This is a genomic window from Streptomyces albus subsp. chlorinus, from assembly GCF_013302895.1.
Classification (GTDB): Bacteria; Actinomycetota; Actinomycetes; order Streptomycetales; family Streptomycetaceae; genus Streptomyces; species Streptomyces chlorinus.
This window is the reverse complement of the sequence record NZ_VJOK01000001.1, coordinates 3,951,478-3,970,354: the sequence shown is the minus strand read 5'-3', so window position 1 is coordinate 3,970,354 and position 18,877 is coordinate 3,951,478. Positions and strand designations below refer to the sequence as shown.

The 18,877-nt window shown below is 72.0% G+C and carries 1 protein-coding gene (cut by both window edges); it reads right to left on the bottom strand.

The whole window is internal to a hypothetical protein gene (locus FM076_RS17460) on the bottom strand: the coding sequence, 62,514 nt in all, runs 22,687 nt past the left edge and 20,950 nt past the right edge, and what appears here is coding positions 20,951-39,827 — codons 6,984 (partial) to 13,276 (partial); reading right to left, the first codon wholly in view occupies positions 18,873 to 18,875. The start codon and the stop codon both lie outside this window.

Genomic DNA, 18,877 nt, shown 5'->3' with positions numbered 1-18,877 from the left:
ATCTTGTGTGCGGCGAGCATCGTCTCGTGGAGGCTGTGATGCTGGACGAACAGCATCTGGCCCGTGTAGCCGAGCTGCACCCACCCCAGGTCGGCGTCCACGCCCCACACGTCCCTCATCCGCACGGCCTGGAGCATCAACCGCCACAGCGAGCCGGAGGTGCCGGCGGCCACCAGGCCACCGGTGCGCTCGGCACGCTGCTGGAAGTCGCTGCCCATGCCGATGTGCCAGCGCCGTCGGCCCGTGGACCACACAGGCCTGCCGCCCGGAAGGAGCGCACGTTCGGCGGAGCTGAGCGGCGGAACGAGGGAGTCGGCCTCGAACGGCACACGGACCTGCGAGACCGCCTCGGCGATCCGGTCCGCGAGCCGCGGGTCCGTCGCATCCCGTGTGCCCGCCCGGGCTTCCGCCTCGGCGGCCAGCTCCTCGTAGCGGCGGAGCGCGTCGGAGGGGAACCGCTGCTGCTGCTCCGCCACCAGCCAGTCCGGCTCCGGGGTGACGTTCAGCAGGTCCGAGATGACGGTCTTGCCGCCGATCCACAGCATGCCCAGGTGCTCGCGCACGTTGCCGTGCCGCACCATGTGCTCCAGCGTCTCCCGGTCGGTGCCGACCGCACCGTCGATACCGGCGTCCGAGGACGCCAGCTCCTGCCAGCGGCCCGCCTCCACCGCGTGCTGCCACACCGCCTGAGCGAGCAGGGCGATGTGCCGCGCGGGCTCCTGGAGGCCGTTGAGGTAGACGGCGAGACGGCTCTCGAACTCCTCGGCCGCCTCCGAGTACGCGATCCGGGCACGGTCCCAGGCGGACACGGGCAGAGCGCCGTCCTCCGTGCGCCGGGGCTCCTCCGTCACCAGTTCGCGGAGCCGGTCCAGCACGGACGGTGGCGCGGACGCCAGCGCGGACCGCACGTCCTCCGCGGTGGTCCCGGTGGGCCGCAGGGTGAGCGCGCCGGCGGAACGGCCGTCCTCCTCGCCCTGGAGGCCGGCGGCGCTCTCGGCACCGAGCTTCTCCTCAAGGCTCGGGTAGACGGCGCCGGTCACCGCCCTCCCGTCGTGTTCCGAGAGGGGCAGCAGGCCCTCGTCGTCCGAAGCCGGGTCGGCGACGTACCAGTGCGTGGGCCGGCCGTCCTCGCGTTCCAGAAGGTTGAGCAGGGACCTGGAGGGACCTCGTTCCCCCCGCTGGACGGCCGAGCCTCCCGACACGGCATAGGTCACCCAGCCCGTGGCCCGGGCCATGGCGCGCGCCCGGGTACCGAGGACCGCCAACTCCTGCTCCCCCTCGCCCGGCCCGCAGGGCAGCGCCATGAGGGAGCGCACCCGCTGCTCGGGCGGCAGGCGCAGCGACGTCTTGTGGAGGATGCCGCCGGCCATCCGGCCGTCGTCGAGGTACGTGCCGCCGTCCCGCTGGGCGAACACGATGCCGTCCCGGGAGCCATGCGAGAACCAGAAGAGGTGCCCGGAGCCGGGCAACCGGTAGCGCTTCGCCTGCGGCTCGTCCCCGGTACGCCTCCAGGACCTGAAGTACTGCTGGCCGGCCAGCCGCTCGAACACCGGCGCAAGACGGGTGAACTCGGCGGGGTCGAAGGACGCCAGGCCCAGCAGCAGCCCCTTCACGACCACCGGCTGCACCAGCAGGTTCGAGGGGAACGTCCAGCCGTCCGACAGCGGCGAGCGGGGTGCCGGAACCACCAGCTCCTGCCCCTCCGCGTCCGAGGCGGTCTTCGGCGACGGCTCCGGCCGGTCCTGCTGGACGAGCCACTCGCCCGCGGACGCATCCGAAGCGTCCGCCTCGTAGGCGGGCACGGAGAACCGCTCGGCGGGCAGTGGACGCGGGGACGACTCGCCGGCCACGGTGTCCCGGAACCGGACCTGCCGGGTGGGACCGAACGGCTCCTCGCGCACCCGGCTCGTGAGCGGGCTGAACTCCACCCCCGGCGGATACATCACCTCCTCCTCACCGGGTTGCCGGGAGAACGGCTGGACCTCGCTCCCGGTGGACCGGTGGACCGTTGTCACCTCCCGGTGAGTCGTGTCCAGGCCCAGCTTCTGCCGGGCCGCTTCCTGGCCGCGTGCGGCGAAGTGGAACGCCTCCTCCCAGAGAACACTCGTGCTGCGGAAGAAGGGGAAGGAGATCGCCGTGGACGTGTAGTTCGGCCCCTCGGCCAAGGGGCCGTCCAGCTTCCCGGGCACGGCGCGGTCCCCGAAGTACACGGTCCCGCCGAACGGCGGAAGGATCTTCAGCGCCTCGACGCCCATGTCGATGTGCAGGGGAATCTCGCGGTGCAGCTGCTGGGTGACACGGTCCAGCAGCTGGTTCAGCTGCGGGAAGTCCTCACGCCCCAGCACCTTCCTGAGAACGGGCCGCGGCATACCGCTGCCCCGGGCCGGTTGGGCCTGGCGCCACGCCTGCTCAAGACCGTCGACGATCTCCCGGAAGGCGGGTATGCGGTCGAGAATGAGGGGGACGAAGGACCACTCGTAGCCTTCCGTGGCGTATTCGCGCGCCATGTCCCAGATCCGGTTGCGCAGCGCCCAACGCGCCGCCCCGTCGCCGAACCGACGAGCGACGGTCCACGACTTGTACAGACGGTAGTCATTGCCGGTGAGGCTGAAGAGCACCTTCAGGTGGGACGGATGCATCCGGCGCAGGGCGTCGAGGCCGAGGTCGCCGTACCTGCTGAGCCAGTCATCGAGCATCACGGTGCGCTTGACGGCCAGCGGTGTCAGCTCCGTGTCGACGGGTTTGCCCTCGACAGAGTCGAGAAGGCGCTGCCGGGCCTTGACCAGCTCCGCCAGGCCCGCACTGTCGTAGCTGAACTGCTCGTCGTAGAGGCGCTGATGGGGCGGGACGAGACGCTGCTCCGTCTCCGGGGTCAGCCGGTCCGCCGTCCGCAGCGCGCCGCGCGGGTCGAAGTGCGCGTCCACCCACATGTGGAACCGGGCACCGTCCCGCGTCAGGGCAGACTTCTCCTCCGCGTCCCCCGCGACAAACGGTCGCGCATCCCGCAGGACCTCCGGCAGCGACTGCACGCCACGCCCGACCAGCCAGGCCGCCACCGCGTCACGGACGGCAGCCACCTCCTCGGCCGAGGCCCCCGACTCCCGGTACGCCGCGAACAACCGCGACGCCGCACCGTTGACACCCCCCACGACACGGAAACCCCTCCCGGTCACGGACCCGGGCCCGCCCACGGCCGCCCCCGGCAGCACCTCGGCACCCACCAGCTGCGAGAACGCCCGCATGAGCGGGTCCAGCGACCCCGCGTCCACCGGCAGCGCCAGCAGATCACCGAACTCCCCGGCACGGCCCGTGCGCTCGGCCACCCCGCGCAGCGCATCCTTCACCGCCATCACCGCCGGACCGGCCAGCGCCTCCGCCACCGCCTGCTCGTACTCGGCGCTGTAGGCCGCATACGCCTTCGCCCGCTCGCCCTGGTAGTACGCCGCGAACCGCACGGCCTCCGGGTCGTAGGCCCGCCACGAGGACACCGACCAGGGCCGGGACTCCTCCGACACCCCACGCGGAATCCCCGGCAGAGTCACCGGGAGCCGGCGTGCCGACGCGGGCGCGTCCTCGACGGCGAACCGGTGCTCCGCGGCCGGGAGGGTACGCGTGACGTTCCGGGCCGGTGCGCCGCTGCGGAGGGGCAGGAGGCGAGCGCCTCCCGCCTGATCGTCCGTGAACCAGTGCGTCGGCCTGCCGTCCGCTCCAGGCAGCAGATGGAGTTCGGACGGGTAGAGGCTGTCGCTGCTCGGCGTGACGGCGGTCGCGCCCGACGACATTGCGACATGCAGTTCCGTCAGCCCCGTGATGTGTCCATGCTCGACGGTGAGCAGGGCCAGGCCGGCGCCGTCCTCACCCGGGCCGGGCGACATCACGAAGATCGTCCTGGGGCGCTCCTCGGGCGGCAGGTTCTGCAGTTCCGCACGGATGAGGGAGCCGACGGTGCGGCCGTCGTCCACATACATTCCGCCGTCCTGCCGCGCCAGCAGGATGCCCGCCGGGCCGCCGCCGGAGAACCAGAACAGGGGCCGCGTGCCCGGCACCCGGTAGGGCCGCGCCCATCCGTCGCGCTGGGTCGAGTCCCACGACCAGTAGTACACGGCGTCGCCCAGGCCTTGGAGCGTCCGCTCCAAGGCGGCCCACTTCTCCCGCGGGAGGGACGCCAGTACCAGCGGGCGGCCGTTGGTGACGATCCGCTGCACGATCAGGTCCGACGGAAGAGTCCAGCTGTCCGCGGGCGTCACTCGGGGGCTCCGCCCGGACACCTGCTGCCCGTGCCCGTCCGAGGGCCGGCCGAGGGCGGACGCCGTCCCGCGCGATCGCGCAGACCACGGCACGGCCTTCCCCCGCGACGTCCGCTGCACCGCGTCGGTCTGCCTGCGCCGGGTCTCCCGGCCACTGGGCGAGATCCTGGTATGGACGCGGCTTCCGAGCCTGTCGAACTCCGCGCCCGAGGGGAAGGTCACCTCCTCCTCCACCAGGAAGGGGGAGAACGGCGCGGTCTCCGGGCCGGCGTCGCTGCCCGGCTCGGCCCTCGTCACCTCCGCGTGCGTGCCCCCCTTGCCGGGCCATGCGTAGCGCTCGGCACCGTTCTGCGTGAAGGCCGTGCTGCGGGCCCACGGGAACACGAACCCGTCGGGGCTGGAGTACGGGCCGTCGAGGACGGGCGCGTCGACCTCACCCGGCAGACCGGAGGCCCCCCAGAAGACGGGGCCTGGGTACGGCGGGAGCACGCGCAGTGCCTCGTCCAGCATTTCGACGTGCAGGGGCAGGACCGCAAGGAGCTGCTCCACGGTCCGGTCCAGCGCCTCCCGCGCCTCGGGTCGGCCGAAGTGCGCCACGACGTTCTTGAAGTCGGCCGTGGTGTCGAGGATCGCCGGAACCGGCACCCTCCCCACGCCCGCCTTGACAATCTTGCCGGCCACCGACCGCACATGGGCCCGCATCGTCCAGCGCAGCGCCCGCTCACCGAACCGGCGTCCGCTGAGCCAGGCGCGGAACAGTTTGAAGTCGGACCCGTGGTGCAGAGACAGCCCGAGCAGGTGTGCGGGGCTCAGCCGGCGCAGCGCCCGGACGGCCTCGTCACGGTAGACGTCCAGCCACTCGGCGACGGCGTCGACGCGCCCCAGGGGCAGCAGGCCGTCGACGGGAGCGGGCCCCCTGCCCGCCGCGTAGTCCAGCAACTGCTCGCGGCGACGCAGCAGTTCCCTCAGCTGCATCCAGTCCTGCTGCGGGTCGGCGTCCTCGCCGCGGAAGGACAGCTCCTCGTACATCGTGGCGAACTGCTCGTCGTAGAGCCGCTGATGCGGCGGCACGAGCCGCTGCTCCCTCTCCGGGGTCAGCAGGCCCATCCCACGCAGTACGTCGCGGGGGTCGAAGTGCGTGTCCACCCACATGTGGAACCGCGCGCCGTCCCGCGCCAGGGCAGACTCCTCCTCCGCGTCCTGAGCGACGAACGGCCGCGCGTCCCGCAGGACCTCCGGCAGCGACTGCGCGCCGCGGCCGACCAGCCAGGCCGCCACCGCGTCGCGGACGGCAGCCACTTCCTCGGCCGAGGCCCCCGACTCCCGGTACGCCGCGAACAACCGCGACGCCGCACCGTTGACACCCCCCACGACACGGAAACCCCTCCCGGTCACGGACCCGGGCCCGCCCACGGCCGCCCCCGGCAGCACCTCGGCACCCACCAGCTGCGAGAACGCCCGCATGAGCGGGTCCAGCGACCCCGCGTCCACCGGCAGCGCCAGCAGATCACCGAACTCCCCGGCACGGCCCGTGCGCTCGGCCACCCCGCGCAGCGCATCCTTCACCGCCATCACCGCCGGACCGGCCAGCGCCTCCGCCACCGCCTGCTCGTACTCGGCGCTGTAGGCCGCATACGCCTTCGCCCGCTCGCCCTGGTAGTACGCCGCGAACCGCACGGCCTCCGGGTCGTACGCCCGCCACGAGGACACCGACCAGGGCTGCGACCGCGCTTGCGCGCCCGCCTCGGCGGACGCGGCGGACGCGACGCCGCCCGCCAGGGTGTCCGGGCCGTAGGCCGAGACCCCCGTATCCCCCGGCTGCCGCGCCGCGTCGGAGCGGGAGAGCAGGAGGGAGGAGGCGGTCGGAGGTGCCGGACGGGACGGCAGGCCCTGCAGCGGCACCAACGGCCGGCTGGTGGTCTTCGGACGCTGCCACACGTGCGTGCGCCACACACCGGGGTCCCCGGTCTCCGGGTCCACCGGTTCGGTCACCAGCATCCAGGGCTTCGACCTGTCACCGTCCTGCCGTGCGAAGCCGAGCGGGGCGGAGTAGCGGAAAGCCCTGCGGCCGGTGTGGTCGCTCAGCCAGTTCGCGAAGCCCTTCAGCTCGGAGAGGTGCCGCGGGTCGCGCACCGGCTGGCGGAGGACGAGGACGAACGGCTCCCGCACGTCCCGGCTCGCCTGGAGGGACCGGGAGTGGAAGACCAGCCGGGTCAGCTCCGCGAAGGTCGTCCGCGCCGGCCCCTCGGGCAGATGCAGCACCGGTTGGCCGGTGCGGCTGTGGAGATCGAACCGCAGCACGATCGCGCGCAGGCCCGGGATCGGCTTGCCCTCCTTGTCGCGGGGCATGAAGGGCGCGTCCACCGCCCGCTTCGTCCCGTCCGGCCGCACCTGGAGCACCTGATCGGTGCGCAGGCCGCCGGAAAGGTCGGTCGGACCCCAGTTGTAGCCGAACGGGGTGAGGGCGGCGCCGGCGGACGAGGGCCACTCGGCCTTGTACGCGCCCCTCAGCTCCAGGTCGATCGCGCCCAGTTCGGCGGCCTCCTCGCCCGGCGTCAGGGCACGCAGCGACACCTGGCTCGTGGTGGCCAGCGTCAGCAGCTCCTCGTGGATCTCCTCCGGTGCCATCCCGTCCGTGCGGGTGTGCAGCACCCAGGGAGCGATCGCGGCCGTCCGCGCGGCGGGCTGGTCGCGCAGCCACGCCTCCGCCCGCACCGTGGCCCAGAAGACCCGGCCCTTCTGCTCCAGGGACAGCCGGGTGCCGGCGGGCACGTCGAGCATGCCGTGCGGGTCGGCGTGCCGCGTCCGGTCGGCCGCGAACTCCAGCAGCGGCGGCGCACCGGCCGTGCGCTGCTGCCCGGCCGTCTCGGCGAGCAGCTCGCCCAATCCGAGGCGCGGATTCCGCCGCAGCCGCTCACGGGCGACGTCCAGCGCGTCGTCGTACGCCTTCCGGTCGGCGTCGGTGAGGTGCTCGGTGCCGCGGTCGAGGAACGTCCGGTCGGTGGTGTTGTACTGGGCGTGGCCGCTCAGCCGGTGCACCAGCAGCTGCCACACCTCCATCCGGAACGGGGTGACGTCCCGCAGCGCGGGGTCGTTGCGCAGCGCCCGCACCAGGGCACCGCCACCGGCCATCTTCCGCTGGTAGTCGGTGCTGCGCGGGTCGGCGTCAACGTCGGCGCCGAAGACGCGGCGCAGCGCGAGGTCGATCAGCCGGGTGTCCTCCGCGCCCCGTTCGGACAGCGCACCGCTCCCGCTGTACAGCCCCGCGATCCGGGCACGCCGCGCCAGCTCCTCGCCCTTCGCCTCCGCCCGGAAGAGCGCCACGTCGGACAGCCGGCCCCAGGGGTCGGCGAAATGGACACGCATCGGCCGGTAGGCGGGCTCGCCCAGGTGGAAGGAGCCCACCCCGGTCAGGGCGGTGGGGGCGAGCAGCAGACCGCCCGTCTCGTTGACGGCCAGCTGCCCCTGCGAACGGTTGGCCAGCGGGTCGTCCACCGCGGCCAGGACGTCAGCCCGCCGGGCATACGGGTCGTAGGCGTTCCCCGGCTCGCACTGCTCGATGTAATTGGTGCTGTCCTCCGGGAAGCCCATCGTGGCGAAGGTGTGCGCCACGAAGGCCCCGCTCTGCTCCGCGGGCATCCACGCGCGGCTGCCGTCCAGCAGCGGCACGGCGAAGTGGTCCCGCGTCCCGTGGCTGGTGTAGGCGTGCAGCGCCGACGGAAGCGGCCGCCTCTCCGCGCCGAGGATCCGTTCGCCGTCGGCGGTCTGGACGGAGTGCACCACCCACGGGTCGCGGAAGGCGAGGGCCCGGCCCTCACGCCGCAGACCGTCGTCGGTGCCGGGCAGCACATCGACGCCCAGCAGCCGGGTGCCCCCGGCCTCGGCGTACGGCCGCTGCCGCACGTCGTTGTCGGTGAACCGCTTGCCCGTACTGTCCGTCCACGCCCTGCCGCGGGGTTCGCGGTGGGGTGCGGCGGGGATCGCGGTCCAGTCGCCCACCGGGAGACGGCTGCCTGTGCCGCGCTGGGTGTTCCAGTAGCGCTGCACGAACCGGTAGGTGCGGCTGTTCGGTGCGACGGGTGCCAGGCGGCCGTCGAGGGTGGGCACCACCGGGTCGATGCCGAGAGCGTCGGCCAGGGCCTCCACCACGCCGAGGGACTGGGTGCCGATGTGCGGGGTCGGCACGATGAGCTTCGCGCCCCGGGGCAACGTCTGGAACATCCGGTCGGCCCGGACCACCGCTGCCATCTGCTGCGGCTTCAGGATCCGCTTGCCCGTCAGCCAGTGCTGCTCCAGGCCCGCCAGGACCGGGTGGTCCTCCAGCGGACGCCCCAGCTTGAGCCCGCGCAGCGTGTCACCGCCGATCAGGAAGCCGTCCGGTATGGCGTCGACCACCAGCACGTAGGAGGTGTCGGGGAACGGCACCCGCAGGCGGCCCACCTCGCGCCAGCTCCCGTCCCGCTGCCGCTCCAGCAGCGGCATCCGGTCGAACAGCACCCGGGATATCGGCTCCCCGGTCAGCACCCGCACCTGCGGCACCGACCCAGGACCCTGCGCCACGGTCTGCTGCCCCAGCAGCAGGCCGGCGACGGCGTTCATGTCGAGGTGCGGGACGGACTGCTGCGGCGCGGCCACCAGCCGCGACGGCGGGGCCGGCAGGGCCTCCATCGACACCGGCTCCGCCGTCTGCGGGGCCTGCCCACTCCATGTCAGGGCGCCGGACACCACGCCGGGCGCGGCGTGCCCCTGGGAGGTGGCCGGGGCGGGGTGCATCAGCGGGTGGTGGTGCGGGTACAGCTCACGGTCGGCCCGGTTCCAGAAGGCGCGGAAGCCCGCCCACGTCTGGTTCTCGGCCTGGACCGCGTCATGCGGGTTGGCACCGGTCTGCCCCGGCTCCGCACCCGGCCCGTAGAGCCGCTCCAGCAGCGGCACCAGCTCCGGAAGGTTCCCCCGCACCCACGACGCACCGTTGTTGCGGGGCGCCTCGGTGTACGGGTCGGCGCCCGCGTTCACCCCCAGCCAGGCGTTGGTGAGCTGGGCGAAGAACTCGTACTCGTTACGGGAAGAGTAGTTGGGACCGGGGTTCTTCCCGACCGGGTCGTACAACTGACCGTCCGGGAACTTCCCGGCCCACCCCTTCGCCTTCTGCGCGTCGAAGACCTCCTTGACCAGCCTCTGGTCCACTGCGCCCAGTCCGACGCGGTGCACAGCGTGGGCGAACTCGTGAGTGACGGAGGAGTACCCGTCCGCGTAGACGGGGGCGCCGGGCACACTCGTGGTCTCTCCGAGCAGATTCTCCTCGCCGACACCCGTCCGAGGTCGGTCGTAGAGGCCACGCAGGGAAGCGAGGGTGCGGCCGTCCTTGGTGCGGCTGCCGTGCGAGGCCCGGAACGGGCCGTCAGCCGTCAGTGCCACGTCCCGCGGCACCACGTGGACCCGGTGGCCCGCGTTCAGGAGCCGCACCGCCACGTCCGCGTCGCCCAGCATGGGCGCGATGCGCCGCACGGCCTCGCGCCGCACCGACATCGGCTCGTGCACGCCCTCGGAGACCCGCAGCAGCAGCCGCGCCGCCGTGTCCGCGAAATCCTCCACGGACAGAGTGGTGCGCAGATCCCGCACCAGCGGACGATGCGAGGCCAGCGCCTCCAGGTCCCCGGCCGGCAGCAGCGCCAGCTCCTCGGCCCGCTCGTCCTGCTCCATCCCGGGCAGCCGCCCGGCCAACTCGGCAAGAGCAGGCGCGAGCAGAGCCGACACGACAGCCGACACGGACCCGCCCCGCGACTGCGACTGCCTGCTGGTGGCCCGGGTCGCGTCCGCCTGGGACACGACCGCACCGCTCGTCACCTGTTCCCGGGAGGGCGGCGCGTACCCGGTCTGCCCACGCTGCCCGTGCGCCACGGGCCGGCCCACCGGTGGCAGCCCGTGCTGGCGCCGGGCATCGTTGTAGAGGTCGAGGGACAGCTGGGCCAACGCGGTGTGCGTGCGCTCGATGCGTCGCGGATCGGTCTGGACCGCCTCCAGTGGACGTGCCTCCAGCCGGGCCACGGGCGGAGTGATCCGGGCCACCCCGTCCGCGGGGTTGCGTTCCATCTCCGTGTAGCTGGTGCGGACGCCCAGCGCCTCGTCCTGCCCGACGATGCGCGACGGGTGCGCGAGGAGCAGGTTCTCCAGATACACCCCGATCGTCGCGGGCGCCTGGCTGTCGTAGCTCCAGCGCATCGGCAGCGGACTGCCGAGCACGTCCGCGGGGAGCAGGAGCCCGCCGGACCGCCGCAGTGCGGTCACGAAGGTCTCGGGGAGCCAACCCGCCGCGTCCTCCAGGAACGCACGCGGCACCAGGCCCAGTCCTCGCCGGATCGCGGCGAGGGAATCGCGGGAGATGACGGCCGCGTAGTCCTTCGGCAACACCCGGCTGTCCCGGCCACCGCGCACCGCGGCGGCGACCTGGGTGAAGCCGAGCGCCAGGGCACCGGCCAACTCGTCCGCGTCCCACGGCCGCACCTCGGCAGCACGCCTGGGGTGGTGACCCAGCCACCGCGTGAACAGGTCCCGCCCCTGCTCGGCGTAGTGCAACGCCGTCTGCGCGTCCAGGTACGCCGTCTGGACCGGCGCCGACTCCCGCCGCATGTGAGCGGTCACGTGGCCCAGGAAGCCGGGGATTCCGGAGAGCGGCGCGGTCGCCGTGTGGTGGACCAGCATCAAGCCCTGACCGGCCTGGTTCGGCCGCACCGGCATGTCCCCCACCAGCGGATCGACCTCGTAACCGGCCAAGGCGGGGAAAATGCTCTTCAGCGGGGCTCCCGGCCGGGCGTTCTCCAACCGCCTCAGCACGTCGTGGAAGGCGGCCAGCACGTCCGACATTTCGGCGCGCCCGTCGTCGGCTCCCCGCCGCAGCCCTCGGGCCGGTTCGGTGACGACCTCCAGGACCGCGCCGTTCTGCCCACCGTCCATGGTGATGCTCAACAGCCCGGGCAGCGTCACCACGCCACCGTCGTAGTCGCCGAACGTCTCGTAGTGCTGTCCTTGCGGCAATACCATCCGGTACGCGTGCAGTTCGGCCTCGAAGCCACTGGCCGGGGCGAAGCCCTCCACCTCGACCGGGCGGGGGCCCGCCGGGATGAGCGACTGGGCCGGGCCATGCGCCGCCGTTCCCTGTGCGGAGGCACCGCTCCGGTGCCGGTGCCGGGACGTCGCGTCGGGGGCGCGGTGCGACTCCTGGAGCCGCCGCATCCGGTCCCGGACCGCTTCCTCCAGCCGCGTCACCGCGTCCCAGCGGCTGCTGCTCCGGCTCGCGGACCGCTGCCACTCGCGCACGGCCTGGAGCACGCCCGCCAGATCCTGGGCATTCGGGTGGCGTGGCAGGCCGGCCACCGCCTCGTCGATGGCCCGCAACGCGCCCGTGCGCCGGTGTCCCGGTACGTCGGAAATCCGCCGCCAGTCCCGGACCGGGTCGAGGACCTCACGCCGCGAGGGGGGTGCCGGAAGGACGTCCGGCACCTGCTCGGCGTCGGCCGACTCGGGCTGCGTCGTCCCGGCCCCGGACTCGACGGCGCCGCTCGTCGTCACTTCCGTGGTGGACGGCTCCTGCACTTCCTGTCCACGCTGCCCGTCCGTCGCGGACCGGTCCAGCGGGGGCAGCCCGCGCTGCCGCAGGGCCTCGTTGTACAGGTCGAGGGCCCGCTGCGCCGGAGTGACATCTGTGGGCTCGGCGTCCACCAGCTGCCGGATCTCCAACTCGACCGCCGGCACGACGGTTTCCGGAACATCGCCGACGGCCTTGTCGCCCGGCGAGCTCAGCCCCAGCGCCTCGTCCTGCCCGACGAATCGCTCCGGATTGCTGAGCAGCAGGTTCTCCAGATACTCGCCGACTATTGCAGGGCGCTGGCTACGCTCCTCCGGCAGGGAATAGCGCAGCGGCTGCGGGCGGATCGAGCCGCCCGTTTCGAGTATGTACTCCAGTGTAGAGGCGAGCGGCCATGCTTCCGCCTCCAGGAAGTCACGCGGCGCCTGCCCCAGGCTTTGCCGGACCGCACCGAGGGAAGCTTGGGACACGAAAGCCGCGTAGTCCCTCGGGGAGGGCGGCTGCTCGTTCCACTCACGCACCACTGCGGCGATCTGGGTGTATCCGAGGGCCAGAGCACCGGCCAACTCATCCTTGTCCCCGGGCTTTACGTTGGCGGCCTTTTTGGGATTCTCCTCCAGCCACCTGTCGAACATGCGCCTGGCGTCTTCGGCGAACTCCTTCGCGCCCTGGGCATCCTCGTAAACGGCCTTTTCCTGGGGCGAGCCCTCCCGCAGCGGCGCGGTGGCCTGGTCCAGGAACGCCAGGATGCCGCTCAGCGGGACGGTCACTGCCGGGTGGGAAAGCGACCAGGCCGAGACCGACGGCCGAGCCGACTCCAACTCCCCCTGGCCGGCACCGGCGGCAGGGAGCGCGGAAGCCTGCCCGGACACCTGCTGTCCGGACACCTCCGACGGCAGGTACTCCATGGGACTGTTGACCTTGTAATACCCCGGCTCCGCTCCCGGGCCGTACAGCCACTCCAGAAGCGGCACCATGTCCGGAAGGGCGTCGCGGACCCACTGCGCCCCGTTGTTCCGCGGCAACATGGTGTTCGTGTCCTCGCCGGCGTTCACGCCCAGCCAGACAGTGGTCAACTGCGCGAAAAACTCACGCTCGTCCCACGACGAGTAGTTGGGGTAACCGCCGAGCGGGCCGTGCCGGGGGCCGTCCGGCCAGGCTCCGGCTTCCCCCCGTTTTTCCTTCTCGGTCTGCGCGTTGAAGACATCGGTGATGAGCTGCTTCTGCTGCCGGTCCAACGCTCCGAGGTGAATCGCGTGCGCCATTTCGTGGACGAGGTCGGAGTGCCCCTCGTCCTCCTTGGAGAAGGCGGGATTGCCGGGCTCCTCCCCCAGCAGGTTCTCCTCCGATACGCCTACCAGTCCCTCGCGCACGCCTGCCTCGGCCGGCTTGGTCCCGCCCCGATAAGCAATATCGACGTGGCGGAAGCCGTCCACCTCTCGGAACGGCACATCCTTCGGCACCACGATGAGGCGGTAGTGCTCGTCCTCGACCAGCCTCGAAGCGACCTCCGGGTTGCCCAGCATGACGGTCATCAGCGGGACAGCCGCGCGGCGTACGTCCACCGGCCGGTGCACCCGCGGCTCGATCCGCAGCATCAGCAGCGCCGCGGTCTCGGCGTAGTCCTCGGGGGAAAGGGTCGCCCGCAGACGCCCCATCAGCCACATGTTCCAGGTCAGTGCCCCCAACTGCTCAGGGGGCAGCTGTGCCAGCACGTCGGCACGCTCGCTCTGGTCCATGGAGAGCAGCTGATCGGCGAGGCGGGCCGCTGCCACGGGAGCGGCCTCCGGCGCGGCCTGGGTGGTGGCCTGCGCGGAGGGCTCGGTGGCCTGTTGCGGCGCGGTGTCCGTCGCCGCGCTGAGCACCATGTCGCCGGACGCCACCGGCGCGCCGACCGTGGCCGGGGCCTCGCGCTCGCTGAACGTCCAGTTCGGCACGGACCCGTCCGCGTTGGCGTACAGCACGATCCAAGCCGGCTCGTCCGGGCCCTGCAACGGCATGATTGCCGCAGGATTCGCGTGCGCTTGGGTGAAGCGGCCGGTCCAATGGGAGACCGGTTTCTGCAGGGACTCGTGCACGTCCCCCATGCCCAGGAACACCACGGGGTCGTTGAGATCGCGCTTCGTCAGCTGCGGGTCCATGTCGAGCAGCGCCACCACCTCGCCGGGTGGCACCTCCACCTCGACGCTGCGCGGCAGTATCAGTCGTACCTGGCCATCCCGCCCGGGCCCGGCCGCGAAGAGGTGCGGGTCGCCGGTGCCGAGATTCTTCCAGGGAACCGCACCCAACTGGGAGGTTCCGTCCGGCAGAGCCACCGTCAGTTGGTCCGTGCGTACGCGGCTCGTCACCGGAATACCGGTGAAGTTCCGGCCCTGCGGTCCGGCCGCTCCGGGCAGCTCCGTTTCCGGTGACAGGGCGCCGATCATGGTCAGGTGGTGGGCGGCGAGCTGGTCCTCGTGTGTGATGTCGACGCCCACCGCGGTCGCCATGGCCACCGTCCGCAGAAGCTGGCTCTCCCAGTTCTGCTCCCAGTAGTCGCCCCAAGCCGAGTCCTTGGGGAGGTGCAGGACCTTGCTCGCCAGGTCCCGTGGGTTCGCCGCCCGCGCCAGATGACGGTGGGCGCGGGTCAGTGCCCAGATCGCGCGGCCTACGTCCTTGGCGGCCACCGGTGTCTGCTCATCCTTCCGCAGCAGCCACCGCACCTCCTCGTCGCTGACACTGGCCGGATCGTTCTGGGGGAAGAGGTGCTGCAACGCGGCGCGCAAATGCCCCTCGTCGTCCAGCGATGACAGCGGTGCCTCGGGAGAGGCGTCGTCGACCTTCTCTTCCAGCCACTTCAGCAGCCCGTCGTAGGCGATCGCGGCGTTGCGCTCATGCGCGAGAGAGCCGTAGCGGCCCGCCAGCGTGCGCAGCATGTCCATGTTGATCTCGGTGAACTGCCGCAGCAGGGGGTCGTTGGAGCGGAGAAGCTCCAGGACACCGAGCATGGGAACCAGCCGCTCCCAGTAGTCCGGCCGGTCCTCCACGTCGCGCCCGAACATCTTCCGCAGCGCCCACGTCATGACCAGCGCCCTGTCCACGCGGGCAGGACCGGTCAGCGTGGACCCGCTGAACTCGGCCACCTTCTCCAGGGCCTCCGGCGTCGGTTCGGGGCGCGCGACCACCAGTTGCTTGAACCCGGACCGGGCGTCCGCCAACAGGAAGCGGGCCAGTCCCTGTGTGCCGTCGGGCCTGATCGTCTCCCGCGTGGCCACGTACCCGGAGTAGCCCGCCGCGTAGCGACGGCCCACGGTGGCCAGATGCTGGACGAAGTCGACCGTGCGCAGCTCGTCCTCGACCGGGGGAATCGCCTGGGTCACAGGGGGAGGCGGAAGCATCGGGGTATGCCAGGGGACAGCTGCCAGGCAGGTGTCCGCGAAGATCCAGTCACCCGGCCGGAGGTCGGATGCGTTCGCCGCGTCGACAGTCAGCTCAGCGCTCTGCTCGTTGTCCATGACGAGACGCCGGCCATCCTTGAGAGCCCACTGGACACCGCCCGCGGTGCCGTGGGCCATGAGATGGACGCCACGATGCGACGGCTTCAGCTTGTTTCCGGCAGGTTCATTGACCGTGCTTCCGTCTGCGTTCACGTTCCAGGGGCCCCTGCCATGGGCGCGGGCCATCGCGTGGTAGAAGTCCAACGCGTTACCGTGCTGCTGCGCCCTTGCCATCAGGCGATGGGCAGGGCGGTCTTCGCTGGCGATGCTCATGATCGCGTCGGGGCCGCCGTCGTTGCGCGGAACGGGAAGCAGGATCACATCGCTGGTACGGAAGCGTTCACCTCCCTCGGCGATCCACTCCCGCTCCGGCAGCGACTGCTCCACACCGTTCCAGTGATACGACGCCCAGCCCCCGTACGCCTGGTCCGGGTGCTTGTCGACCAGCGTGGGGTACCAACGGCCGTCGGGCCCTTCGATGAACGTGGCGACCCCGGACGGCGTGCGCACCGGGTTGCCGCGCAGGCTGTTGCCGAGGGCGCGTTGGAACGCCGTGTCGAGCGACGAGGCCTCCGAGAGCACCACCACCACGGAGGTGTCCTTGCCCATCTGCCGCAACACCGGGTCGCGCTCAAGAATCCCCCCGAGCCTCTTCCCATCGATCCACTCACCCTTGTAGTGGATACCGCGGCTCCCGTCGCCCTCCGCCCACAGGAGGTACACCTTCCGCCAGGGCGCCGGTTGAGCCTGGCTGAGCCGCTCCTCCTGCCCCGGCCAGGCACGCAGCAACCGCACCTGGTCCGTCACCACCGAACCCAGCTGCCTGCCCGTCAGATTGCGGCCCACCGTCTGCCTCGCGGCGTCGGCCTGTGCGGCGTGCACGCCTCCCTCAACGAGGGTGTCCTCGGCGAGGAAGGCGTTCAGCAGTTCCTCATCGGCCGCCGAGGTCCCGCCCTGGGATGCGGTGCCGCCGTGCGTGGCGTGCTGGTGGGAGGAGCCGGAGGGCTGCGGCATGTGCAGGGCCACCGCATCGCGGGGCGCGTCGCCGTCGTACTCCTCGTCCGAGGCGAGATCCGTGTCCTCCTCGAACGTCCCGTAGAACGGCGCCTCGGCAACGGGCTCGGTGAGGATTTCCGTCGGATCCTGGACCAGGTCCTCGGTGTGCGGGGCCACCTGACCGGTCTGCTCCGTGGCGGAGCCGTCCTGCTCCTCGCGGGCCAGCTGCGCGCCCTCGCTCTCGACAGCGCGCGGCTCGGCCCCGAAGAACGTCTCCGGCTGCGGCTGCGGCGCTTCCACCGTGGTGGGCGTCTGCGTCGGGTCCGTGGTGGTGTGGGAGGCCGGGGCGCTCACCGGCTCCGGCTCGTGGGCCTGGCTGGTCGCCTCGGTCCGCTCGCTCCCGAGCGGCGCGGGGGCGGACGCGTTCGCCCTCAGATCCCGCACCGGGACCGCCGCCGCCCACGCCGCGTCCCCGGCGTCGCCGGTCCCCAGGCGCAGCAGCGTGATCTCACGGCCGGAGTTCGGACCGGTCTCCCACAGACCGCCGTTGGGCAGCACCACCGTCGGCCGGAGCCCGAGCACGGGTGCGACCGCCGCGAGCAGGCCCCAGTCGGAGGCCCGCTGCGGCGCGACGGAGTTCTCCTGGCCGGTGCGGACGCCGTCGCCGGGTCGCAGTGACGCGGCGAAGGCGGAGCGGTGCTCGTCCGTGTTCCCGGCGAGGAGCGGCCTCTTCTCGCCAGGCGCGGACAGGCCGTCGATCCAGGGCCAGAACCGGCGGTCCCCGGTCGGCAGGCGCAGGTCCGCTTCCAGCGCGTCCGCCACCAGATTACGCAACTCGTCCACGCCTGCGGGCCAATCGTGCCCGGCCAGCGCGGCCGACTTCGCCGCCGCCGTCTTCACCGAGTTCACCGCGTCCACCAGCTTGCCGGTGGCGTCGGAGCCGGGCAGCATGACCTCTCCGCGGCTGCTGAGCGTTGCGGCCTGCGACGCGGTGACGGTCGGCCGGCCGAGCTGCCCGGCCTCCTGCGCCCCGGCCACCGAGTCGGTGCCCGCTGCCTGCCCGGACGTGGACACACCTGTCCCCTCGACCGGGGACAGGGAGTCTCCGAGCGCGGACGGACGGGGGTCCTCGACGACCCGGTCCCCACGGACAGGCACGCTCTTGGTGTGGCTCGTCCTGGCCGACGGGCCGTGGTGTGTGGCCTCGGACGCGGTGCCGGCCCCGGAGCCGGTGGGGACGGCCTCAGTCGTGGGGCCGGCCGGGATCGCGACGGGCAACTGCGGCGCGGTCGCTGGATTCTCCAGGAAGTTCAGGAGCTCCATCGCGCCCTCGGTCCGGGCTGCTTGGACGAGCATGCCGCCGACCGCCTGGCCCGGGTCGGCCGGCACCGGCTGGCCATGGCGCCTGTAGAACAGCTCCAGGATGTGCTCCAGCCGTGGCATCGTCAGCGGGTCGGTGTCCCCGATGCCCCAGCGCATGGACTCAAGCGCCCCCAGCCCACGGAGGTAGCCCACGTACTCGCCGACCCGCTCCGGGGACTCGATCGCATCGCCGAAGCCGTAACGCAGGACACGAGTGAATCGACGCGCCCGCGTCTCGCGCTCGGGAATGTCCGGATGCAAACCCGCTCGGTCAGCGATCAGCGGGAGATACGCCTCGGAAATCTCCGGATTGGCCACGAGGATGTCCTCGCGGTTCTCGTCCAGCTTGCCGTGAATCAGCAGGCGAGCCGGCTTTCCGTCTCCCTCCTCGACATAATTCGCCTTGTCCGCGTAGGTGTAGGCCGGAACTCCTACCTCGGTTGCCGTCCTCACCCCCGGGAACGCCGGCTCGACCAGCGGGTCTGCGACTTTCTTGCCACTGTCGCAGACGTCCATCCACACAGTGGGCTTTCCGCGGAAACTCGGACGGCGCCGGATGAACCGTCCGGCCTCCTCCCACGCCACATCCGAGGGCATCTCCGCCGTGCTGCCGTCGGGTTGGACCTCGTTGTAGGTGGCCGCCACGGCCCCGAACTCGATGCGCCCGTGTGTGGAGAAAATGTACGAGTTCGCCATCCCCGGCGGGAGTTCCCGCAGCGGGCCCTCAACGTCCCTGTCAGGGTCCCACCGCGCGAAGTGCCGCACGGCGGGCAGCGGCCGGTACGCCCACTCGTTCTCGGCGAAATCCTCGGAATCGTGCAGGCTGCGCCCGGTCGACTCGTGGGTGTTCGGGTCGACCAGCGTGTGCGTCACCATGGTGTTTTCGGTGAACGAGTGGTTCTTGCCGGGTTGGAACACCATGTCCCCGGCCGGGGGCAGCAGGCCGGGTTCCGACAGCATGCCGGGGCGGGTGAGAATCCATTGGCCCGTCGGCCGCATACCCTGGGGATCCTCGACGAACGCCACATACGGCAGCCCGCCGCCAGCCGGAGTGACCCACTCGTACTTCCAGGCGTCCATCGAGAACGTGCCTGCCTGCGACTGGTGCGCCACCTGCCGTGGCAGCACCAGCAGGTCCGCACCGCCTCTCGCTGCGAGAATCACCACCCGTGTCCCAGCGGGCCGCTCCGGGTCCCGTGCGACCACGTCGGCCA